16 protein-coding genes are annotated in these 17,321 nt (G+C 48.1%); 3 read left to right on the top strand and 13 right to left on the bottom strand.

Annotation, left to right across the window (positions count from 1 at the left end; all coding sequences use genetic code 11):
* From LDN12_RS00710 to LDN12_RS00690, 5 genes are all read right to left on the bottom strand, one after another.
* Positions 1–128 (bottom strand): 3,4-dihydroxy-2-butanone-4-phosphate synthase (locus LDN12_RS00710; protein WP_223923997.1); only part of this gene is annotated, 128 nt, incomplete at its 3' end.
* Positions 129–256: 128 nt separating this feature from the next.
* The gene (locus tag LDN12_RS00705; RefSeq protein ID WP_223920686.1) at positions 257–1,483 is read right to left on the bottom strand and encodes a hypothetical protein; all 1,227 of its coding nucleotides are present in this window, start codon (positions 1,481–1,483) and stop codon (positions 257–259) included.
* Between the two features lie 100 nt (positions 1,484–1,583).
* Positions 1,584–1,859, bottom strand: a complete 276-nt coding sequence (locus tag LDN12_RS00700) for a hypothetical protein (protein WP_223920684.1) — start codon at positions 1,857–1,859, stop codon at positions 1,584–1,586.
* A gap of 122 nt (positions 1,860–1,981) precedes the next feature.
* Positions 1,982–2,389, bottom strand: coding sequence for a cytochrome c3 family protein (locus tag LDN12_RS00695; RefSeq protein ID WP_223920682.1), 408 nt, complete (start codon positions 2,387–2,389; stop codon positions 1,982–1,984).
* A gap of 12 nt (positions 2,390–2,401) precedes the next feature.
* Positions 2,402–3,961: an FAD-dependent oxidoreductase gene (locus LDN12_RS00690; protein WP_223920680.1), complete on the bottom strand. Its 1,560-nt coding sequence runs from the start codon at positions 3,959–3,961 to the stop codon at positions 2,402–2,404.
* Between the two features lie 314 nt (positions 3,962–4,275).
* Between LDN12_RS00690 and LDN12_RS00685 the strand changes: the two genes are divergently transcribed.
* The 3 genes from LDN12_RS00685 (at position 4,276) to LDN12_RS00675 (ending at position 6,666) form a co-directional block, all read left to right on the top strand.
* Positions 4,276–4,977, top strand: coding sequence for a Crp/Fnr family transcriptional regulator (locus tag LDN12_RS00685; RefSeq protein WP_223920679.1), 702 nt, complete (start codon positions 4,276–4,278; stop codon positions 4,975–4,977).
* A gap of 152 nt (positions 4,978–5,129) precedes the next feature.
* Entirely contained in the window at positions 5,130–6,464 is a 1,335-nt protein-coding gene (locus tag LDN12_RS00680; protein ID WP_223920678.1) for a gluconate:H+ symporter, read from the top strand.
* Positions 6,465–6,492: 28 nt separating this feature from the next.
* Positions 6,493–6,666 carry a helix-turn-helix domain-containing protein gene (locus tag LDN12_RS00675; RefSeq protein WP_223920677.1) on the top strand — a complete coding sequence of 58 codons (174 nt, stop codon included), beginning with the start codon at positions 6,493–6,495 and terminating at the stop codon, positions 6,664–6,666.
* Here the strand turns inward: LDN12_RS00675 and LDN12_RS00670 are convergent.
* The 8 genes from LDN12_RS00670 to LDN12_RS00635 form a co-directional block, all read right to left on the bottom strand.
* Positions 6,644–7,288: a hypothetical protein gene (locus LDN12_RS00670; RefSeq protein ID WP_223920676.1), complete on the bottom strand. Its 645-nt coding sequence runs from the start codon at positions 7,286–7,288 to the stop codon at positions 6,644–6,646. The two genes, LDN12_RS00675 and LDN12_RS00670, sit on opposite strands and share 23 nt — an antisense overlap.
* A gap of 101 nt (positions 7,289–7,389) precedes the next feature.
* Entirely contained in the window at positions 7,390–10,209 is a 2,820-nt protein-coding gene (locus tag LDN12_RS00665; RefSeq protein ID WP_223920675.1) for a GPMC system transcriptional regulator, read from the bottom strand.
* Between the two features lie 282 nt (positions 10,210–10,491).
* Positions 10,492–10,857 (bottom strand): hypothetical protein, encoded by a 366-nt coding sequence (locus LDN12_RS00660; RefSeq protein WP_223920673.1) that lies wholly within the window; start codon positions 10,855–10,857, stop codon positions 10,492–10,494.
* A gap of 67 nt (positions 10,858–10,924) precedes the next feature.
* Positions 10,925–11,863 carry a transposase gene (locus LDN12_RS00655; RefSeq protein ID WP_223920672.1) on the bottom strand — a complete coding sequence of 313 codons (939 nt, stop codon included), beginning with the start codon at positions 11,861–11,863 and terminating at the stop codon, positions 10,925–10,927.
* Between the two features lie 216 nt (positions 11,864–12,079).
* Complete coding sequence (locus LDN12_RS00650; RefSeq protein ID WP_223920671.1) at positions 12,080–12,928, bottom strand: PfkB family carbohydrate kinase; 849 nt, start codon at positions 12,926–12,928, stop codon at positions 12,080–12,082.
* A 2-nt stretch (positions 12,929–12,930) separates the two neighbouring features.
* The gene (locus LDN12_RS00645; RefSeq protein WP_223920670.1) at positions 12,931–13,335 is read right to left on the bottom strand and encodes an NUDIX domain-containing protein; all 405 of its coding nucleotides are present in this window, start codon (positions 13,333–13,335) and stop codon (positions 12,931–12,933) included.
* Positions 13,322–15,337 carry a hypothetical protein gene (locus LDN12_RS00640; RefSeq protein ID WP_223920668.1) on the bottom strand — a complete coding sequence of 672 codons (2,016 nt, stop codon included), beginning with the start codon at positions 15,335–15,337 and terminating at the stop codon, positions 13,322–13,324. The genes LDN12_RS00645 and LDN12_RS00640 overlap by 14 nt, the downstream gene beginning before the upstream one ends.
* A 100-nt stretch (positions 15,338–15,437) precedes the next feature.
* A complete protein-coding gene (locus tag LDN12_RS00635) occupies positions 15,438–16,898 on the bottom strand; it encodes a caspase family protein (protein ID WP_223920666.1) in 1,461 nt (486 codons plus the stop codon).
* Positions 16,899–17,321 lie beyond the last annotated feature (423 nt).

Genomic DNA, 17,321 nt, shown 5'->3' with positions numbered 1-17,321 from the left:
TCCGGGGTGACCATCTCGGCGGCCATGGTCAGGTCCCCTTCGTTCTCCCGGTCTTCGTCGTCCACCAGGATGACCATCTTCCCTGTGCGGATATCGTCTATCGCTGCTTCAATGCTGCATGGTGCCATGGCATGCTCCTCGGTAAAACTGTGGCTCGGGAAAAGCCCGTGGAGGAAGGAGGGATAACTCCACGGGCTCCCAAGCCGTCACCAAAGTCAACCTGATCTTTGGTGACGGTCATGCCGTTTGTCCCGGCTTAAAAGTAGTAGTAGAACGCCAGGCGGAAGATATTGGCCTTGCCCAGTTCGCTGGTTGCCCCGGTCGGCTTGACATTGTACCGGGTAGAGGCGTATTCGTACTCCGTAGCCACCCTGACCGCCGCATTCAGATCATAGGCGAGGTTGGCGTAGATGAGTTGATTGTACCTTTCCCCCGCGGTGGCAGTTGCCTTGCTCAAGCTGTCATAGTCGAGGGATTGGCGCCGTCCATAACCGGTAGTTACCCCCAAGTCCTGCAACGGATAAAAGATCAACTGGCCATAGACACCGAAGCCACGGGCGGCGCCCATGTTTGGCAGCGTCCCGGTAGTTGAGGCCCCGGTTGCCTGCTGATCCCCCAACCCTGCCGCAATATAGGCTTGGGTTTCGAGGGATAGTGTCATGGCCCGGCTCTTGCCATTTTCCGACTTGAGAAGCGGCACAAAACCGTAAAGTCCGTAGCCGTAAACATCAATCGCCTTATTACCCGTAACCTTCTGGGTACCGGCTTCACCGAAAAGCATAACCTGCAACGGCTTCAACGCTTTGCCGCCTGTGCCCGGTGCGACCCCCAAGGCATTGCTTTCGTAAATGAGGCGACCAGCGGCGTTCACGGCAGGTCCATAACTGTTAGGCGTCAGCGTGCTGTACTCCTGTTGTGGGTTTTGTAGTCCCAACATCAGGCTCAGTTTGTTATCCTGATTCTTTGCAAGATCCTGAGTGACGCGAAGTTGGGCTACCCGCGGGCAGTTCGGCGTGCCGGTAAAACCATTGACTGAAAAATCAACCGTATTGGCCGCGGCAGGCCCAAAGATATCCCATGTCTGGCCAAACAGGATGTGGGTGTTGTCCCAGTCGAGGGTGCCATAGGCGTGGCGAATGCGCAGCGTGCCGGTTTCGTTGTTTACCGCTGAGCCGCCGCCATAAAAATCGACCTCGATAAGGGCGCCGGTTTTTGCGCCGAAGGCGTCGGGCCCTTTGGCCCTGAACCAGAGTCTGGACTCGCGGGCGGTAAAGGTCGATTCATCCTTTTGAGCGTTCGCCGTTCCGCCAGCCGGCATCTGGGGGATCAGCTTGGGTGAGTTCAGTTTTACCGAGTTGTAGGCATAATCGAGCTTGACGTAACCGCCGATGGAGAGGTCGAACTTGCTTTTGACCGGTTCGTCGGCCATTGCGGGAGAAGCCAAAAGAAGAGCTACGGCGCTCAGTCCCCAAATTTTCCTCATATGATTTTCTCCTTTGTTATATTCGTAAAACTGGGTAGTAAAGGAAACCTTCCGACAACAGCATCGCCCTGCAAGATGGCGGTCAATACGGTAGGCCGTCTCACTGCTGCGGGGCCTGTTCATCCTCCAGCTTCAGCGACCGCCTGAAACCGTCCACAACCTCCACCGTTGCCTTTTTCAACAGCTCGCCACCTCGCGAAGGGCCGCTATCCAAGTATCTTTTTGGCACCCATATCGTGGCCGGGGCCGTGGAGCATCTCGTGTAATCGGGATTGCTTATCTCCACATAATCGCCGGAAGCCAACTCTGCCGTGCGATTGGCAGCGCAGGCAGCGCAAAAGACACTAAGACACACTACTGGCACGAGAATACGCATCTGCCTACCTACCTTTGTCTGTGGGCTGTTGGAGCAAAGTGGCGAGTGTCATGCAAGGGCGGAATACCGCCCTTGCATGATGAAACCACGAGAGATGGTGCATAGTTCGATGACGGGACTGCCTAAGGGGCCTTCACATCGATCTTATGGCACCAGTTACAGTATATTTTTTCTGCGGGTTTTTTATGCACGCTATGGCAAACGGTACAGCGCACAGGTCCCTGGTGCGAGTCGTGAATCGACATTTTCCTGATGCGGCCGCTTTCCCGGTACTCCTTTTCCACTCCTTCACCATGGGCATCCAGTTTGCCGCGATAGGTACCGTCGCCGGAGTCGTGGCAACGAATGCAAACACTCGACGGTACGAACGCAGTGGGAGTGGCCGTACCGTGGCAATCCGCGCAGGTAAGGTTGTTTTCCTTATGCTTCAGCGTGGCAACGATCTCCTTTGCGGAAGCAGTTATCCAGGTCCCCGCGAGCAAGGCGGCCACAACAACCAATATCATCGATGCGGTAATAGTCTTTTTCATATATATTCTCCGTTATTTAGATAGCTTGGTTTTTACGATATGTTCCGCAGCCAGTTTGCCGGACGTAAGAGCGAAGCCGCTCGCCGACCCCTCCAGAAGGAGGTCGTAGCTACTGTCGTACAGTCCGCCTATGTCCTGACCTGTTACGTAGAGGCCCGGTATCACCGCCCCATCCGTATTTATCGCCTGCATGTTCTCGTTGACCTTCACGCCGCCCAGGGTCAGGAAAAATGCTCGTATCCCTTTGAGGGCGTAGTACGGGCCGGTAGAACTAAATTTGAAAAGATGCTCCGGTTTGCGGCCGAAATCAGGGTCCTTTTTCTGGTCGGCATAGCTGTTGATCTTTTTCACGGTGGCTTTAAGAGCCTCCGGGTCAACCTTTATCTTGGCAGCCAACTCTTCCAATGTGTCGGCTTTGAATGCGTAACCTTCCTTGATTCCTATTTCCAGACCTTCATTCAACGCCGTCATCTTCTGCCCAACGACAACGATGGCATTAAACGGCGTATAGGGTCCCTCGCTAACCAAACGATTTTTCATATGTTCGTCGAAAATGTTGTACATCAGGCCACCGTTAGCCGTCATAGCGTTATAAACGTCGGTAAAGGCCGACCCGGCGGACTCGTTGTAAAAGCGCTGACCCGACTTGTTGATCCAGAGGAAGGGTTGGGAAAGGGCACATCGCATTTGTTTCAGGTGATCGGCGCCGTTGAATTGATAGATGGGAGGTTCGTTGTCCAGATAGGGACTGTTCCCTGCCAGGGTGCCCATGCCGTCCAGTTTGGCCCCAACCTGGACAGCCATATTGATGCCATCCCCGGTACGGCCATCGATGAGCGGACCGCGATACATTACACGCTCAAGCATTCCTTCAGCATTGATATCGGTCACGTACTGCTTCAACATTTTCTTGTTGCTTTCGAATCCACCGGTCGCCAAAATGACCCCGCCTTTGGCATTGACGACATAGGTCTTTCCATCTACAGACTGCGCGACAACACCGGTGACTTTCCCGCTATTGTCTGTCAGGAGATTTTTCACTGTCGTCTCGGTGTAAAGCGTCCCGCCTTTGGCGACAAAATGCTTGTAAAGCTTCTTCACAACCGCCGCTGCGCCGCCGGTGTAGAGGTGCCATGTGCCGAGGCTCTTTTCCGGCGGATACATGGTTTTGATCCCCCTGAAGGTGATGCCCTGATCCTCAATCCAGTCGATGGTTCGTCCCGAGTTTGCAATCAGGGTGTGCAGGACGGAAGCGTTCACCCGCCAGTGGTGGAACTCCACCCCTTTGGCGAATACCTCATCCACGGTCTTGGTATAGCCCAGCCTCTTCTGCAGGCGGGTGCCCACTCCGAGAGAGCCTTCCGGGTAGTTCCCGGCGCCGCCGATTCCCGGGAGTTTTTCAAAGATCACCACCTTGGCGCCCTTTTCAACGGCTGTCAGCCCGGCTGACAATCCAGAAAGACCGCCGCCGACGACTACGATATCCGTGTCCACGACCTCAGTTGCCTTGGCATTTGACGCGAATAGTATTGTTATCGCCAACAGTACAAACCACTTACACGACCATCTCATAAGCTACCTCCATTCTGATTTATAGTAATTGCGTGTAATTTTATGTTTGTATTTTATTATTTGTCATTAGCAATTAGATTTTTAATATGCCTTGTGACATATATTTAGCTTTATTTTTTAGATTCATATATCACGCGATATACAATTTGTTAGTTATAAAGTATTTTTTTATCATTAATTGATATTTGTAAATAACATCTCTACATATCACGTGATATATATCAGCCAATGTTTGACTTACTCAATTCAGTGATATATTATAGTCCGCAAATAATTTAGCATTCTAGCGCGAGCAGATTTCATAGAGAGGTGGCATGAGAATCAGACATACTGCATTCCCATGGATACGTTCCAAGGCTGACCGGGAGATCCAGCAGATCATCCTGGAACAGGGAAAGTCGAGACGTCTCGCCAAGGGCGCTTGTGTAGTCCCGGCCGGGGAATTCTATCCCCATATCGCCATCGTCATGAGCGGCATGCTGAGTAAATCGTTTGAGGTGCGGGAGAGCTCCAAGGATCAAGCAATGAGCATCATTCTGCCGGGAGCGATGCTGGGAGATTCGTTTTTTATGTCACGCAGGGCTTCCAACTTGGCAGTGCACGCCTTGCGCGAGTCCGCCATTGTTGAGGTTAGCCATGAGTTTATTGAGAAGAAGATGGTCTCGGACCCCGCCTTCTTCAGAAAAATGATGAACCATTTTATGTTGGATATGGAGTCGGACTTGGAGGGCTTGGCCACACTCATCGCTCGCAGCCACGAGGAGTGCCTTAAGGTGCTGTTGAAGATACTGGTAGTCCGCGACAAGACCCAGCCTGACGAAGAATGGTATCAGTTGCCGACATACCTAAGCCACAATGAAATGAGCAGAATCATCTATACCACCCCACTCACCGTAAACCGCTTTCTTCTTGCCTGGAAAAAGCAGGGGCTTTACTTCAGAAAGGGCAACCACCGTTTTCTTAATCATCGATTGTTTGAGAATATCTATGACTGGAAGCATGGCGAACCGGCATGACGAACCGAACCGGCGTCAGCTTCTTCCGCAAGACAGACCGCTTGCCCCCGCCCTCCTCGTGTCAAGCGGTCATGCAGCAAGCATGAGGCTTTCCAAAGATTCTCCAGCCCTTCCGCGGTATTGACATCCCCCGAACAACAGGAACAGCAATCATGTTAATCGCATTTGCCGGCATTACAGTTCTCATGTTGTTGTTCATGATTACCTTCCTCAAGATTAACCCATTTGTCAGCATCATAATTGCATCCACATCCCTTGGCCTGATGACCGGCATGCCCTTGAACAAGGTCATTGACTCAATTCAGAGTGGCATGGGCACTACGCTTGGTTTTATTGCCATTGTTCTAGGGATTGGAGCAATGTTGGGAAAAATGCTGGAAGAGTCCGGGGGGGCGGAAAGGATTGCAAAAACGCTGATCGGGGCATTCGGGGACAGCAACATCCACTGGGCAATGATGTTTGTCGGGGTTGTCGTCGGTCTTCCGGTATTCTTTCAGGTGGGTTTCGTCCTCCTCATCCCGATTGTTTTCACCATTGTCAAGGAGAGCAAACAGTCCCTGCTGAAGGTCGGCCTTCCGCTGGTGTCCGGGTTATCAGTCGTACACGGGTTGGTTCCGCCTCACCCAGCTGTCATGACTGCGGTGGATATTTGTAAGGCAAATGTGGGCAAGACGATCTTGTACGCTATTGTCGTTGGGTTGCCGTCAGCGATAATCGCCGGTCCTGTTTTCGGGAGTTTTGTCTCAGGAAAAATGCCTCATTTTGGAGTGCCGAAACAATTTGCTCACCAAGTTAATACTAATCGAGCCGAGCATGAAATGCCGGGATTCGGAATCAGCTTTATTACAATTCTACTACCGGTACTCCTGATGCTGCTGGGAACCTCTGCCGATCTGCTGTTGGCCCCGGCAACTCCCTGGTTTGTTTTCTACAAATTCGTTGGCAGCCCTTTCATGGCACTCCTGCTCGCCCTCTTATTCTCTTTTTTTTCCTTCGGCCTCAACCGCAATTTGAAGCTGAGGCAGATCGGTCGACTTTGTGACCGATCCCTAGCGCCGATGACCGGCATATTATTGATTATTGGCGGCGGTGGTGCATTTAATAAGGTTATGCAGGACAGCGGCGTCAACGCAGAAATAGTCAGGATGGCCTCGGCACTACAACTTAGTCCCATTGTGCTCACTTGGACCATTGCAGCTATTATCAGAGTCGCCACCGGGTCGCCCACCGTATCCATGATGGCGGCCGCTGGCATTGTGGCGCCAATGATCGCTAATCATCCCACTGTTGCGCCTGAGATAATCGTTTTGGCCCTTGGCTCCGGTGCATTGGTGCTATCCCATGTTAATTGTTCCGGGTTTTGGATAGTTAAAGAATATTTCGGCATGACCGTGGCAGAGACGCTAAAGACATGGACTGTTATGGTTACTATTTTAGGCACATGTGGCCTGTTATTCACCATGTTGCTTGCCAACTTGGTAAAATAATGCCGCATACGCCTACGGGTGGCGGGCCATGTCGTTGAAACCGGTTGTCTCGGGCTGTATTCGTCCTCTGGACGAAGTTGAGCGTGACTATATCCTGGGGGTTCTGCACGCTGCGGGCGACACCAAAGCCCGGGCTGCGGCGGAACTGAAGACCGGGCTGGCCACGCTCTATCGCAAGCTCAAGGAATACGAGGCGCAATGAACATTTGGAATGCGCAGCCAAGCCAAGAACAACCGCAAACGTTCCCCAGGTGAAACCTCAATCCCCGCTTACCGGCTTGAACCGACGGCCTATGTGTTGCGAAAACCCTGGTTATAACTGACCGCAAGCCTGCTGTTTCTTCACTCCTGAGCCCCTGATACAGACAAAGCAGGTAGCCGTCCCGGGTGATTTCATTGAAACCCTGAATCCCATCATGGAAAGCCCTAAAATCAGCCCCTTCGAGACGATCATCCCAGGCCTCTATCTTACGCATGTGTTGCCCTGGCCGTAAAATCAGCAAAGGGTTTGACGTAATAGTCGCCGGATACTTCAATCGTGCATGATTCAGGACCGCCGACAACATGGTAAAGGCATTGCGCGCCCCGAAAGGCCCGGGATCTTGTCCGGCCTTTTTGTACCGTTCAATGGCGACTTCCGGAGACAGCATCTTGACTATCCCGCCAATGGGAAGATCAAGCCAGGTCGCAAAGTGGTACTTCAGAATAGGTGCATAATCCCCGACGGTAGAAGGCTTCAGCGGCTTACCGTCACGAGTGCGCTTTTCGGAGAAAGAGGTTCCAATCATCTCGTCGAGGGTTATCTTGGCACCCTTATCCGCCACCTCACCCCTGCTAATGATTAGCGGGCAAACAACGCAATCCAAACACAATAATTTATTGATTTATTTAACTTATTTACTAAATATTAAAAACCATTCCCAACCTAGCCGATCTTCACCGTCTTGTACAAAAAGTTCTTGAACTTGTACAGCCGCAACCGCTCCTCCTCCGCATCGCCACCCCCCACCGCCTTCAGGTGGCGGGCCACGGCCGGCAGGGTCTTGCCCGCCGCGGCGCGGGCCTTCTCGATCACCAGCTTCACCGTCTCCCGGGGGATATCGCTGCGGGAGAACGGCTCGTAGACCTCGCCCCAGAAATCGCCCCCCCCTGCGATCCGCTCCAGGATGTCGTCGGCCAGCCGTTCGTCCAGGTCGCGGGCCGGGGGGAGCTGCCGGGCGGTGTTCCCGCCGTCCCCCATGCCGGCGATGGCCTGGTGGATGGCGTCGCCCGTGATGACGTTCTTGCGCCGGAAGAAGAGCGCCCGGAGCAGGATGCTGCGCAGTTCGCGGATGTTGCCCTTGTAGGTGTGGCGGGTGAGGATCTCCTTGGCCTCCTTGGTGAGCGCGGGGGGCTTGTCCGAGGGTTCGTTCTCGCCCCGGTAGGTGCGGTACAGCTTGCCCAGGAAGTGCACCGACAGGTCGGGGATGTCCTCGCGCCGCTCGTTGAGGGAGGGGAGGCGGATGGAGAGCTCGGCCAGGCGGTGGTACAGGTCTTCGCGGAAGCGCCCGGCGGCGATCTCCTCCTGGAGGTTCTTGTTGGTGGCCGCCACCAGGAGCACGCGGCTGTAGCGTTCCGTGTTCTCCCCCAGGCGCACGAACCCGCCGTTGTCCAGAAAGCGGAGCAGTTGCACCTGGGTCTTGGGGTCGGCGTCGCCGATCTCGTCCAGAAAGACGATGCCGCCGATGGTCTCCTCCAGGATGCCGCGCCGGTCGGTGTAGGCCCCGGTAAAGGCCCCCTTCTTGTGGCCGAACAGCTCGGAATAGGTCAGGTCCCCGGCGTAGGCGGCGATGTTGCTCTTCTTGACCGGCAGCTCTCCCCCCGGATTGATCTGCTGGCGGTAGAGGCCGTTTAAGTTGTTGTACAGGTTGTTGAAGAAGAACTCCTTGCCCGAACCGGTGGGGCCGGTCACCAGGATCGACGGCAGGCCGATGGTGGCCTCCTGGAGGATGTTGCGGTTCCAGAAGACGATCCGGTTGAACAGCGGCGGCGAGACCGTGTTGATGAACTCCACCACGGCCTGGGACGCGGAGCTGTTGCCGATCATGTTGCCCAGGCGGTAGGAGGAGACGTGGGGGTCCTTGTAGGCCACGTCGTTGGTCAGCCGGTTCACCTCCCCCTGGAGGCGCTCGATGCGTTGCAGGTCCGAGATGTGCCGGGCGGTCAGGGAGCCGATGATCTGGAGGATGCGCCGGTGCTCCTCGCGGAAATGGTCGTAGTAGAGGGAATTGAGGCAGATCACGGCGATCACCTCGTCGTCGCAGATGACCGGCACGGCGATCTCGCTCTTCAGGAGGTCGCTCATGGAGCGGTGGAAGCCCCCGGCCTGCTGTTCCTCCTCCACCTTCGCGATGATCTTGGGCTGTTTGGTGAAGGCCACGTAGCCGGTCAGGCTGCGTTCCTCGGGCGGCAACTCCTCGCCGCCGATCAAAAACGGCGGGATGTACTTCTTGAGCCACTCCTTGTTCTTGGCGCCGATGATGGTCCCGGCCTCGTCCTCCACCACCAGCCACTTGACCCCGTCCCGCTCGCTGACCACGGCGATGCTGCCGGTATCCGCGCCGATCAGCTCGGTGGCCTTGGAGAGTACCTTGGTCAAAAACGGCTGGAGGCTCTCGGTGCTCTCGTTCAGAAGGTCGGTGATCTCGGACAGCACCCGGATCTCCAGGTGTTCGCCCCCCACCTCGCTGATGACCCGCTCCACCATCTCGGCGTGGGTCTGCAACAGCCCCATCTCGAAATCGCTGAAGCGGTACAGATCATGGGAAAAGTAGTTCACCAGGCAGATGATGCGGCGGCTCTTGGGCTCGAAGCGCGGCACCACGTACAACGAACGTAGGGCCATGGACCCGGTCAGCTCGCGCTTTTGCAGCCGGTGCCGGGTCAGGTCGGCGATGAAGAGCGGCTTGAACAGGCGTTCGTCGTCGATCACCGCCTGGTCGTTGACGTACTGGGAGATGAGCGACGTGCCCCGGTGCAGGTCGATGGCCCCCTGCTGGTCGTAGAGGGTCTTGAGCTGGGTATCCTCGGACCAACTGGCCAGGATCTCCAACTCGCCCACCGCCGAGCCGGGGTGCTGCCGCGGCACCAGCACCGAGGCCAGGGAGAGCTTTTCGATCAGCCGCACCGCGGAGCGCACCATCATGCCGGCCGCCTCCCGCGACTTGAACTCCTCCAGACGCCGGGCCAACTGCACCTGCTGGTGGTAGATGCGGGCCTGGTCGAGCCGGTCGGCCGTGAACCCGGCGAAGTCGGCCAAAAGCGACTTGTCCTGGGCGTTCAGGATCTCCCCCCCGGTCTCGCTGTCGATGCAGAGTACCCCGATGGACTTGCCCAGGCTCACCACCGGCATGATCCAGGCGGCGCAAAAGGCGAAGGTCTCGGCAAAGAGGCGGTCGGCCGAAAGGGGAGGGGCCGCAGCACTCCTGAAATCCACGGGATACTGGCTGACGAAGACGCTGGAGACCACGGTCTCGGTGGAGATGATGGGGAAATGCACGTCGCGGATGGCCGCCGCCTGGTCGCCGGTGGCATAGACACAGGAGAGCGCCCCGCGGGTCAGGTCTTCCAGGTAGATGCGCACCCGCTCGGTCCCCGACAGCAGGCGCGCCCCCTCGGCGAGGGCGTACAGAAGCTCCCCCTGGTTCTCCTTGCCGTAGGTGGCGATCTTGGCGCGCAGGGCGGCCAGTTTGGTATCGATGGGCATGTGTACTCCTGAGTCCGGGGTGGGATGCGCTCTGTGGAGCGGCGCATCCGCGTCTATCGGCGGCCCGACTTGAGTAAATATTTTACACAGTTGAGTTTAGCGCGCGTGGGGATGAGGTGTCAAGGGGAGGGTGTTTTTGGTTTCAAATTGAGGGGCGTGGGAGGAAAGATGGTTGTAAAAAATTTTGTGTAAATGTTTTTTTGGTATCAACAGTTCGGCGGTAATTCTTTAACGTCTTTGTCGCTGGGCGGTCTTGACCGTACCAGCGACACGTTATGCCGATTATTTCTGTTGTTTACGGTCAACAAACCAAATTATTACAAAGACCACCAAGTCGCTGACAATCAGAAAGCCAACTAGATAGTCACGAAGCAGATGATTCATGTTGATAAATGGTACTCCACTCGCCCGATGCTTATACATGATCGGGCAGAGCATCAATATCCCGAACAAAATTCCGCCTATTATTCTAAATGTCTTATTTTTCCTACCAGCTTGAGCCGGTTCTTGAGTTTTATTTTTATCAACACCTTCTGGGAAGAGGTCAGAGACATTTGCACCGGCTCCAACCGCCTTTCCAAAGGCGGCAATAATAGACATTACGATTATGACTACGGCAAGAATGATAATAATCGTCAGGTTACTCATAGTGCTTTGCCTTTGTCATTTTGAATAGGAGAGTACCAAAAATACCAAAAAGGGTCAGGTCTACATTCTACACATTTTTTAACTTCCCCTTTATTCTCTCCACTACTTCCATTAGTTTCCTATCTTCTTCCAGCTCTCTGGCAAACCTCCTGCTTGCTTCACTTATCCCGGTATCGCGCACGTTGAAGCACTCGCCTAATTCCTTGAGTCTCATGCCGCTGTATTTATGACAAAGATGAATACTTGCCCGCCGAGCCAGCTTTATGTCTTCGCCAAATTCGGCTTCCACATCTTCTATTATTTGTTCCGGTGTCGGCCGCATGGCAAATTGCCGCAGCACCGGAATATTCCTGTCTTCTTTCCCTTTAAGATGCGTCGCGGCTATTTCCTCAACAAATGCCGGACTCCCCAATATTGATGCGCCTATGGCTCTCCTCAAAGGACTCTCGTATTCCTTGCCAAGCCGGTCTTCGACAAAGGCCCGATACTTTTTGTGCGCGTCCGCGCTCTTCTTCCCAAAACAACCGAGGATGAATCCGGTCTTCAGCCATTCAGGCGGCTCGCTTTCTCCGCAATAATTCCGATAACTTGACCACTGGTAGTGTTCCGGCCTCTCGACGATTCCCACTCGCACTGGATTCAGGTGAATATAGCGGGATAGCTCCGCAGCATAGTCATCAGCCTCGACAAGGATTGCCTTGTATCTTCCCTGAAATAGATGCCCCGCCCTCTTCCTCTTGACATTGAAGTAGGTGGTGTATGCGCCGTTTATGTGCCTCATGATCTGAGACAGGTTCCCTCCGGGCGTTTCCAGCAACAGGTGATAATGGTTGCCCATCAGGCAATAAGCATGGATCACCGCGCCATACCGCTCTGTTGCTGAGGCCAAATAGACAAGAAACCTCTCTCTATCCCTCTGGTTCTTAAATACGTCCTTCTGCTCGTTGCCTCTCGATGTCACATGGTAAAAGGCACCGGGATACTCGATCCTCAATGGCCGCGCCATTTTCCTCTCCTGTGATCGCTAGAGTTTCCTCCTATTCTATCAAAGAAATGTGTAGAATGTAGACCTGACCCTTATTAGTTTCTCCTGACCCTTATTAGTTTCTCTTCATCTTAGGTTGTTAAAGGTTGTTTACCTATATTATCATAGTGAAACCACAGTGAGTGAGATAAACAGGCAGGATAATTTCTACTCTACTATGTGCTAATTTTACATATTTTAAATTTTATTACGCATAAAACGACTAACGTAATCATTCAAGACTGAAACATCAAAACAGGCTCGATCAACTGTTGAAGCGGCTACTGCTGCCAAATAAGTATCGCCACACCCAATTGTTGTTCGTAATTTTAATATAGGGGTAGTAAGTTTTTCATACTTCCCGTTCGAACTGTAAATCTTGGAGCCTCTCTTACCGTCTGTAACGATTACATTTTCACTTCTGAATTGATTACAAATATTATCTGTTACTCTGTTACAAACATAATAATCATATTCGTGTTTATTTATAAGAAAACAATCATAATTAAGTTTAACTTTTTTGGCGGCAGAAATTCCAACATGCATTTTGGACGATGAAACGCCTGAAATATATACCGGTTTATTTGTACCCTTACTAAAAGTCAAACATTTGCTTAAAAGCTTTAAAGTCGAGTTACAGTCAACTATAATTAATGCCGACCTTTCTATTAGCTGATATAAATGCTTTTCACTGAATTTCATATCACTATATTCCGCAGATATTGCTGAAACCATTTGGTTATTACAACAATGCGCAACATGACCAACTTTACATGGTATATTTGTAAATAATACTTCGTTATTAATAGTTGAAACTACTTCTATTTGATCTTTATTATAGTCTTTATAACATTTAATATCGTTTGTAGCTAGTATTACAGGATAGTTATTTATAGCAAGCTGGTTTGCAATGTTATACGCAGTTCCACCAAGTGACGTTGTTATTTTACCAACCTTATCGCTACATAATTTATATCTATTTGTAGTATTTGCTATAACATCTATATGCGAAGGACCGATAACAAGTATTTTATCACTTAATATCATAACTACTTAATTTCTCCATGTTCAGTTAAATATGGCAATATCTTGTTTTTAATGATATCTGATAGAATATCCATCTCATGGTTTGAAGGATCAAACCACATCAAGTCGCCTATTTCACTAGAAGCTTTTACATTTCCAATCAATGTTCCTGAATACAACGATATATTAACAACTTTTCCAGGATTGTTTGCTGCTAAATCTTCAAATTCACCTATATAATTCAAACTCCCCGGAGCAATTTCACAATCTAGTTCCTCTTTAATTTCACGATGGAGAGCCTCTATTTGAGTTTCTCCTTTTTCAATTTTACCTCCAGGCATTAAATATTTTGACGTATTTTTACATCTTACAATAAGTAACTTATTATCAATAATAACAGCCAACCCAGCTTTTCTAATTTTGTTCATAATCTGTTACCCCCTTAAAGTTGTTTATGTATTCGTAGATACCATTTATTAAATATACTGTGGGATATATGAGTGGATTTATCTTTTTAATACCATCAATAATAAAATATCCCTCAGTATGTATACTATTGTGGAGAATATCATTCACTGATACATGAAGTTTTTCTGTTTCTTCAGAGTTAATATACTTTTTGTAAATAGAAAGTGCTTGAAGTGAATAGCCTATAGATATATGTGTCCATGATAACTTTTCAACACCGCTAATTTTACATGCTTTTATATCGTATTCCTCAATCTCGATATAATTACCTCTACTAATATGTGATATCAAATATGACAACAATTTATTTAACTTAATTTGCTTTAGCAAAGATTCAGACATAGTATTATTCTTAATTTCACTTATTAATATTAATAACAACGCAACTGATGAAGCCTTCTGATTATCATGTATATTAAATCCTAACTCTCCACCCTTCATCCTAATAAGCAAGTTAGATAAGATATTCATAATAATTGCATCGTATTTAGATTTATTATTATATATATTTATGGCACGCAATGCCCACAGTGTGAATGGTATTCGAATCTCTCCCTCAGATGGTGTAGCATCAATTGCAAACCCCCAACCTAAATCGGTTGATTTTTCAGTTAGTTTACATTTCAATGAATTAACTTTATCAATATCACTCCTTTTGAACTTGTATAAATTATGTATTCTCAGATATTCAAGAACATATAAACCAAGTGCAGTACAATGAACAGTATTGATTTTCATTGAGAGACTTTTAAGACCACCTTCACTTATTTGACTGAGCAGATATTTAGTTGCTTCATTAATAACAGCTTGCTCTATAGGCGTTATAGGCGCAAATGTCAAAATCAGCGATAATATTCCCTCTATGGTATTAGCAATTTTTAGTTCAGTATCATAATATTTAGGCCCCCAATGTATGCTTGTTGATAACAACCACGCACGACCGTTAATGATAAATTCATTACCAAGACTTATATTAGCTTGAGCTATATCAAAGGTATTTGTGAGTACGCTACAATAAACTGATTTATATGGTTCTTTTCCATTCGCAGATATATTTTCACGCAACAAGCCTTCAGTGTCACTGTCATCTATATGAACAATGTTTATATTTGGCTTTGTTAGCGCATTTCTTTTAATGAATGGTTTTTTGTGTTTAATATTTAAATCAACAACGCCAAAAGAATCACCTTGTTTAATTTCCAAAGCCTTACATGGAGGGTTTAGATCGGAAAACTTGCTTTCAATAGTTTCAGCAAACTTCTTATCCATAATGCCAAATACCGATGACCTACCATCGCCATGTTCATCACATAACACATTAGCGTACACCAAATACAACCCTGACTTTGCGTCATCACAATCAATTTTCATTCGATCATAATAAACTTCTGATACCCGCTGGAATGCCGTTACAAATAATATATCTGTTTCATCTGATAAAATTTTATCCTTCACTCTTTTGTTCAAATAATCTGAGCAGATCAATACACCAAAATTTCCAATGGCAGTATTTTGAAAATGTACCATCGTAGTACCGCAAGTAAGGCCGTTATTGAATGAAGCTGACAATTCCTCAGGCGCAGGAGATATCTTTTCAGTATAGTAAACATGCCCATTAATAATAATTGGGGATCTTGAAAAGAAAGTTCCATTTTTCTTATAATAATGACTTCCAGCTATGACAATTACATTATTTTCTAATGACCACTTGGCAATATATTTAATAGTGGTCTCTGGAACAGAAAGTTCAGGAAAGATTACTGCATGGGGTTTAAATGTTTCAGCTTTAGATAAATATGTGTATATTTTATCTGAAAGGCAGGACGGATCTATAGGAAAAGATAAACCATTTATTTTTTCCCAAGAAATATTTGTTAACGATGGTTGTGCAATGAATATCCTTGCAACATCGAGTTTTTTTGACTTAATGTCTATTAATTGGACATTTAATGAATCAGTCATAAATTACTTACCATATTTACAGGTCATTTATTTTGAATTTTCATTTCAATTGCTAGCTTACTTGTAACTAGCAATTCAAGTATAATTTGAGTCGTCGCCTTTACGGTTTACGTACTGTGAAATCATAAGGTGCATGGATAGTTACTTCATCGGAAAGATCAGGATAAAACTTGGTAATCAATCTACAAATAGGAGTAGCCATTTTTTCTGCTAACTTTAAAATAAATTGTGCGCAAGTCAGCTCTTGATAAAGCATCCTTTTTGTCAATTTTGAAGAACTATATGCTTCACCAATCGAAAATATATTGTGGTCCTCCCAACTTACAGATTTAAGTACGGTTTCATTGTCTTCATTTTGTGTAGTGCAAATATTTACAACTACATCTCTTTTTAGTCCCGGCATATAAAATACCAAATGCATATAATCTAATAATTTCCCATGAATAAATGAAAACGAATCTCTGTATTCTGGGACATCTTCAAGGCGCATCAATTCATTAAACATCCCGTATTTGGCTTGACTTCTGAAATTTCCATTTGAATCGAAATACACTTCGAAGAGCATCCCATTGACAACATGAAATGATATTTCTGACCCGTACTCAGCAAGCCGTGAGGATATATCTTGTAAATATATTGCAGCACTATTCGATCCACCACATGCAGACTGATAAATATTTCTGCCTAAGACGAATAAAGTATTTTTGTCAAATCCTGAAAGATCCAAGCGAGACAGCTTTGATATAGCAGGATTTTGCCTGTAGTAGTTGAGGCTTTTTAACTCACGAATGACGTCATGACATTTGTTGGCAGCATTACAGGTAAATGATGCATCCTTAATCGTGCTGTCAGAATATACCGTAATTTTTCTTGAGTCTGGAAATGAGGTATTAAAGTAAAAACTACCCATCAACGATGTATGCTCCCAGGATGTCTGTTTACCATCAGTGATTGTACTGACAGTGTTGCGGACACGCTTAAATAGTTCCTCTATCGGAATGTCCATATCAGTTATATGTTGAAGTAAACCACTCGTGTAGGCTCCATTACGACCGCTACCGTCTGACGCGGTTTCACCTGGAGATGTTGCAAAAGCTATTATGGTGCCTTTTGGTGCATAAACAGGGGCCAACCCTCTAGTTTCTATGCTTCGGTTCCATGCGCGCTCAAAAGGATTATTTCTACAGGCATCAAGAATAATGATAATTGTTCTAACTTGAGATTTTTCCATAGTCTCAATTATCTTATTCAATGCCAAAGAGGAATACTTCACGTCTAATTCTTTAGTAAAATTTGTATTTATTGCCGCAAGATAATTTTCACCGGAGATTTGTAAACCATGCCCAGCAAAGAAAAACAGACCGACGTCATAGCCTTCCAATTCAACAGCGAGCTCATTTAGGCTGCTATCCATTTCCTCTACTGTTGCATCAATACATGTATCTACATGGAAGCCCAAACTACTTAAGACGTTACTTAAGTCTGTAGCGTCATTTTTAGGGTTTCTAATCTTAGATTTCGGATAGTTTCCGTTGCCAATTATTAATGCCGCAGCTTTCATCGCGAACCTCAGATCATAAAAGTGGACAAGGTGCTTTTCTGATAAAGTATCCCCTTTTAAATCTCGATTGTACGGTTGTCGGTATAATCATATATTTTACTGAAATAGCCATATTTATTCCGGAATTCTGGGGACAGTATACTTAACTCTTAATTTCAGCCACCCATCCCCCTTCTACTCCACCCAACCACACATTTCAACGCAATTTCAGCATGTTAAAAAAATTAACATAAAAATGATAATTGCATATCCCACTGTTTTCACACGAAAAACGGCGCCTGAAACCTGTTCAGGCACCGCCGTTTGTGTCACTTTGATACAAAAAAAAAGTTGTCCGGGGGTAATTCTGGGGACAGTATACTTAATTCGTAATTTAATATACTGTCTCACCCTTCCCCTTCTACTCCACCCAACCACACATTT

Source organism: Geobacter sp. AOG2 (genome assembly GCF_019972295.1).
Taxonomy (GTDB): domain Bacteria; phylum Desulfobacterota; class Desulfuromonadia; order Geobacterales; family Pseudopelobacteraceae; genus Oryzomonas.
This window is presented reverse-complemented; position numbering and strand designations above follow the sequence as displayed.

Bases quoted from the DNA above. Each gene is read 5' to 3' on its own strand.
- LDN12_RS00705 (WP_223920686.1), bottom strand. From the start codon at position 1,483: ATGAGGAAAATTTGGGGACTGAGCGCCGTAGCTCTTCTTTTGGCTTCT.
- LDN12_RS00700 (WP_223920684.1), bottom strand. From the start codon at position 1,859: ATGCGTATTCTCGTGCCAGTAGTGTGTCTTAGTGTCTTTTGCGCTGCC.
- LDN12_RS00695 (WP_223920682.1), bottom strand. From the start codon at position 2,389: ATGAAAAAGACTATTACCGCATCGATGATATTGGTTGTTGTGGCCGCC.
- LDN12_RS00690 (WP_223920680.1), bottom strand. From the start codon at position 3,961: ATGAGATGGTCGTGTAAGTGGTTTGTACTGTTGGCGATAACAATACTA.
- LDN12_RS00685 (WP_223920679.1), top strand. From the start codon at position 4,276: ATGAGAATCAGACATACTGCATTCCCATGGATACGTTCCAAGGCTGAC.
- LDN12_RS00680 (WP_223920678.1), top strand. From the start codon at position 5,130: ATGTTAATCGCATTTGCCGGCATTACAGTTCTCATGTTGTTGTTCATG.
- LDN12_RS00675 (WP_223920677.1), top strand. From the start codon at position 6,493: ATGTCGTTGAAACCGGTTGTCTCGGGCTGTATTCGTCCTCTGGACGAA.
- LDN12_RS00665 (WP_223920675.1), bottom strand. From the start codon at position 10,209: ATGCCCATCGATACCAAACTGGCCGCCCTGCGCGCCAAGATCGCCACC.
- LDN12_RS00660 (WP_223920673.1), bottom strand. From the start codon at position 10,857: ATGAGTAACCTGACGATTATTATCATTCTTGCCGTAGTCATAATCGTA.
- LDN12_RS00655 (WP_223920672.1), bottom strand. From the start codon at position 11,863: ATGGCGCGGCCATTGAGGATCGAGTATCCCGGTGCCTTTTACCATGTG.
- LDN12_RS00650 (WP_223920671.1), bottom strand. From the start codon at position 12,928: ATGATATTAAGTGATAAAATACTTGTTATCGGTCCTTCGCATATAGAT.
- LDN12_RS00645 (WP_223920670.1), bottom strand. From the start codon at position 13,335: ATGAACAAAATTAGAAAAGCTGGGTTGGCTGTTATTATTGATAATAAG.
- LDN12_RS00640 (WP_223920668.1), bottom strand. From the start codon at position 15,337: ATGACTGATTCATTAAATGTCCAATTAATAGACATTAAGTCAAAAAAA.
- LDN12_RS00635 (WP_223920666.1), bottom strand. From the start codon at position 16,898: ATGAAAGCTGCGGCATTAATAATTGGCAACGGAAACTATCCGAAATCT.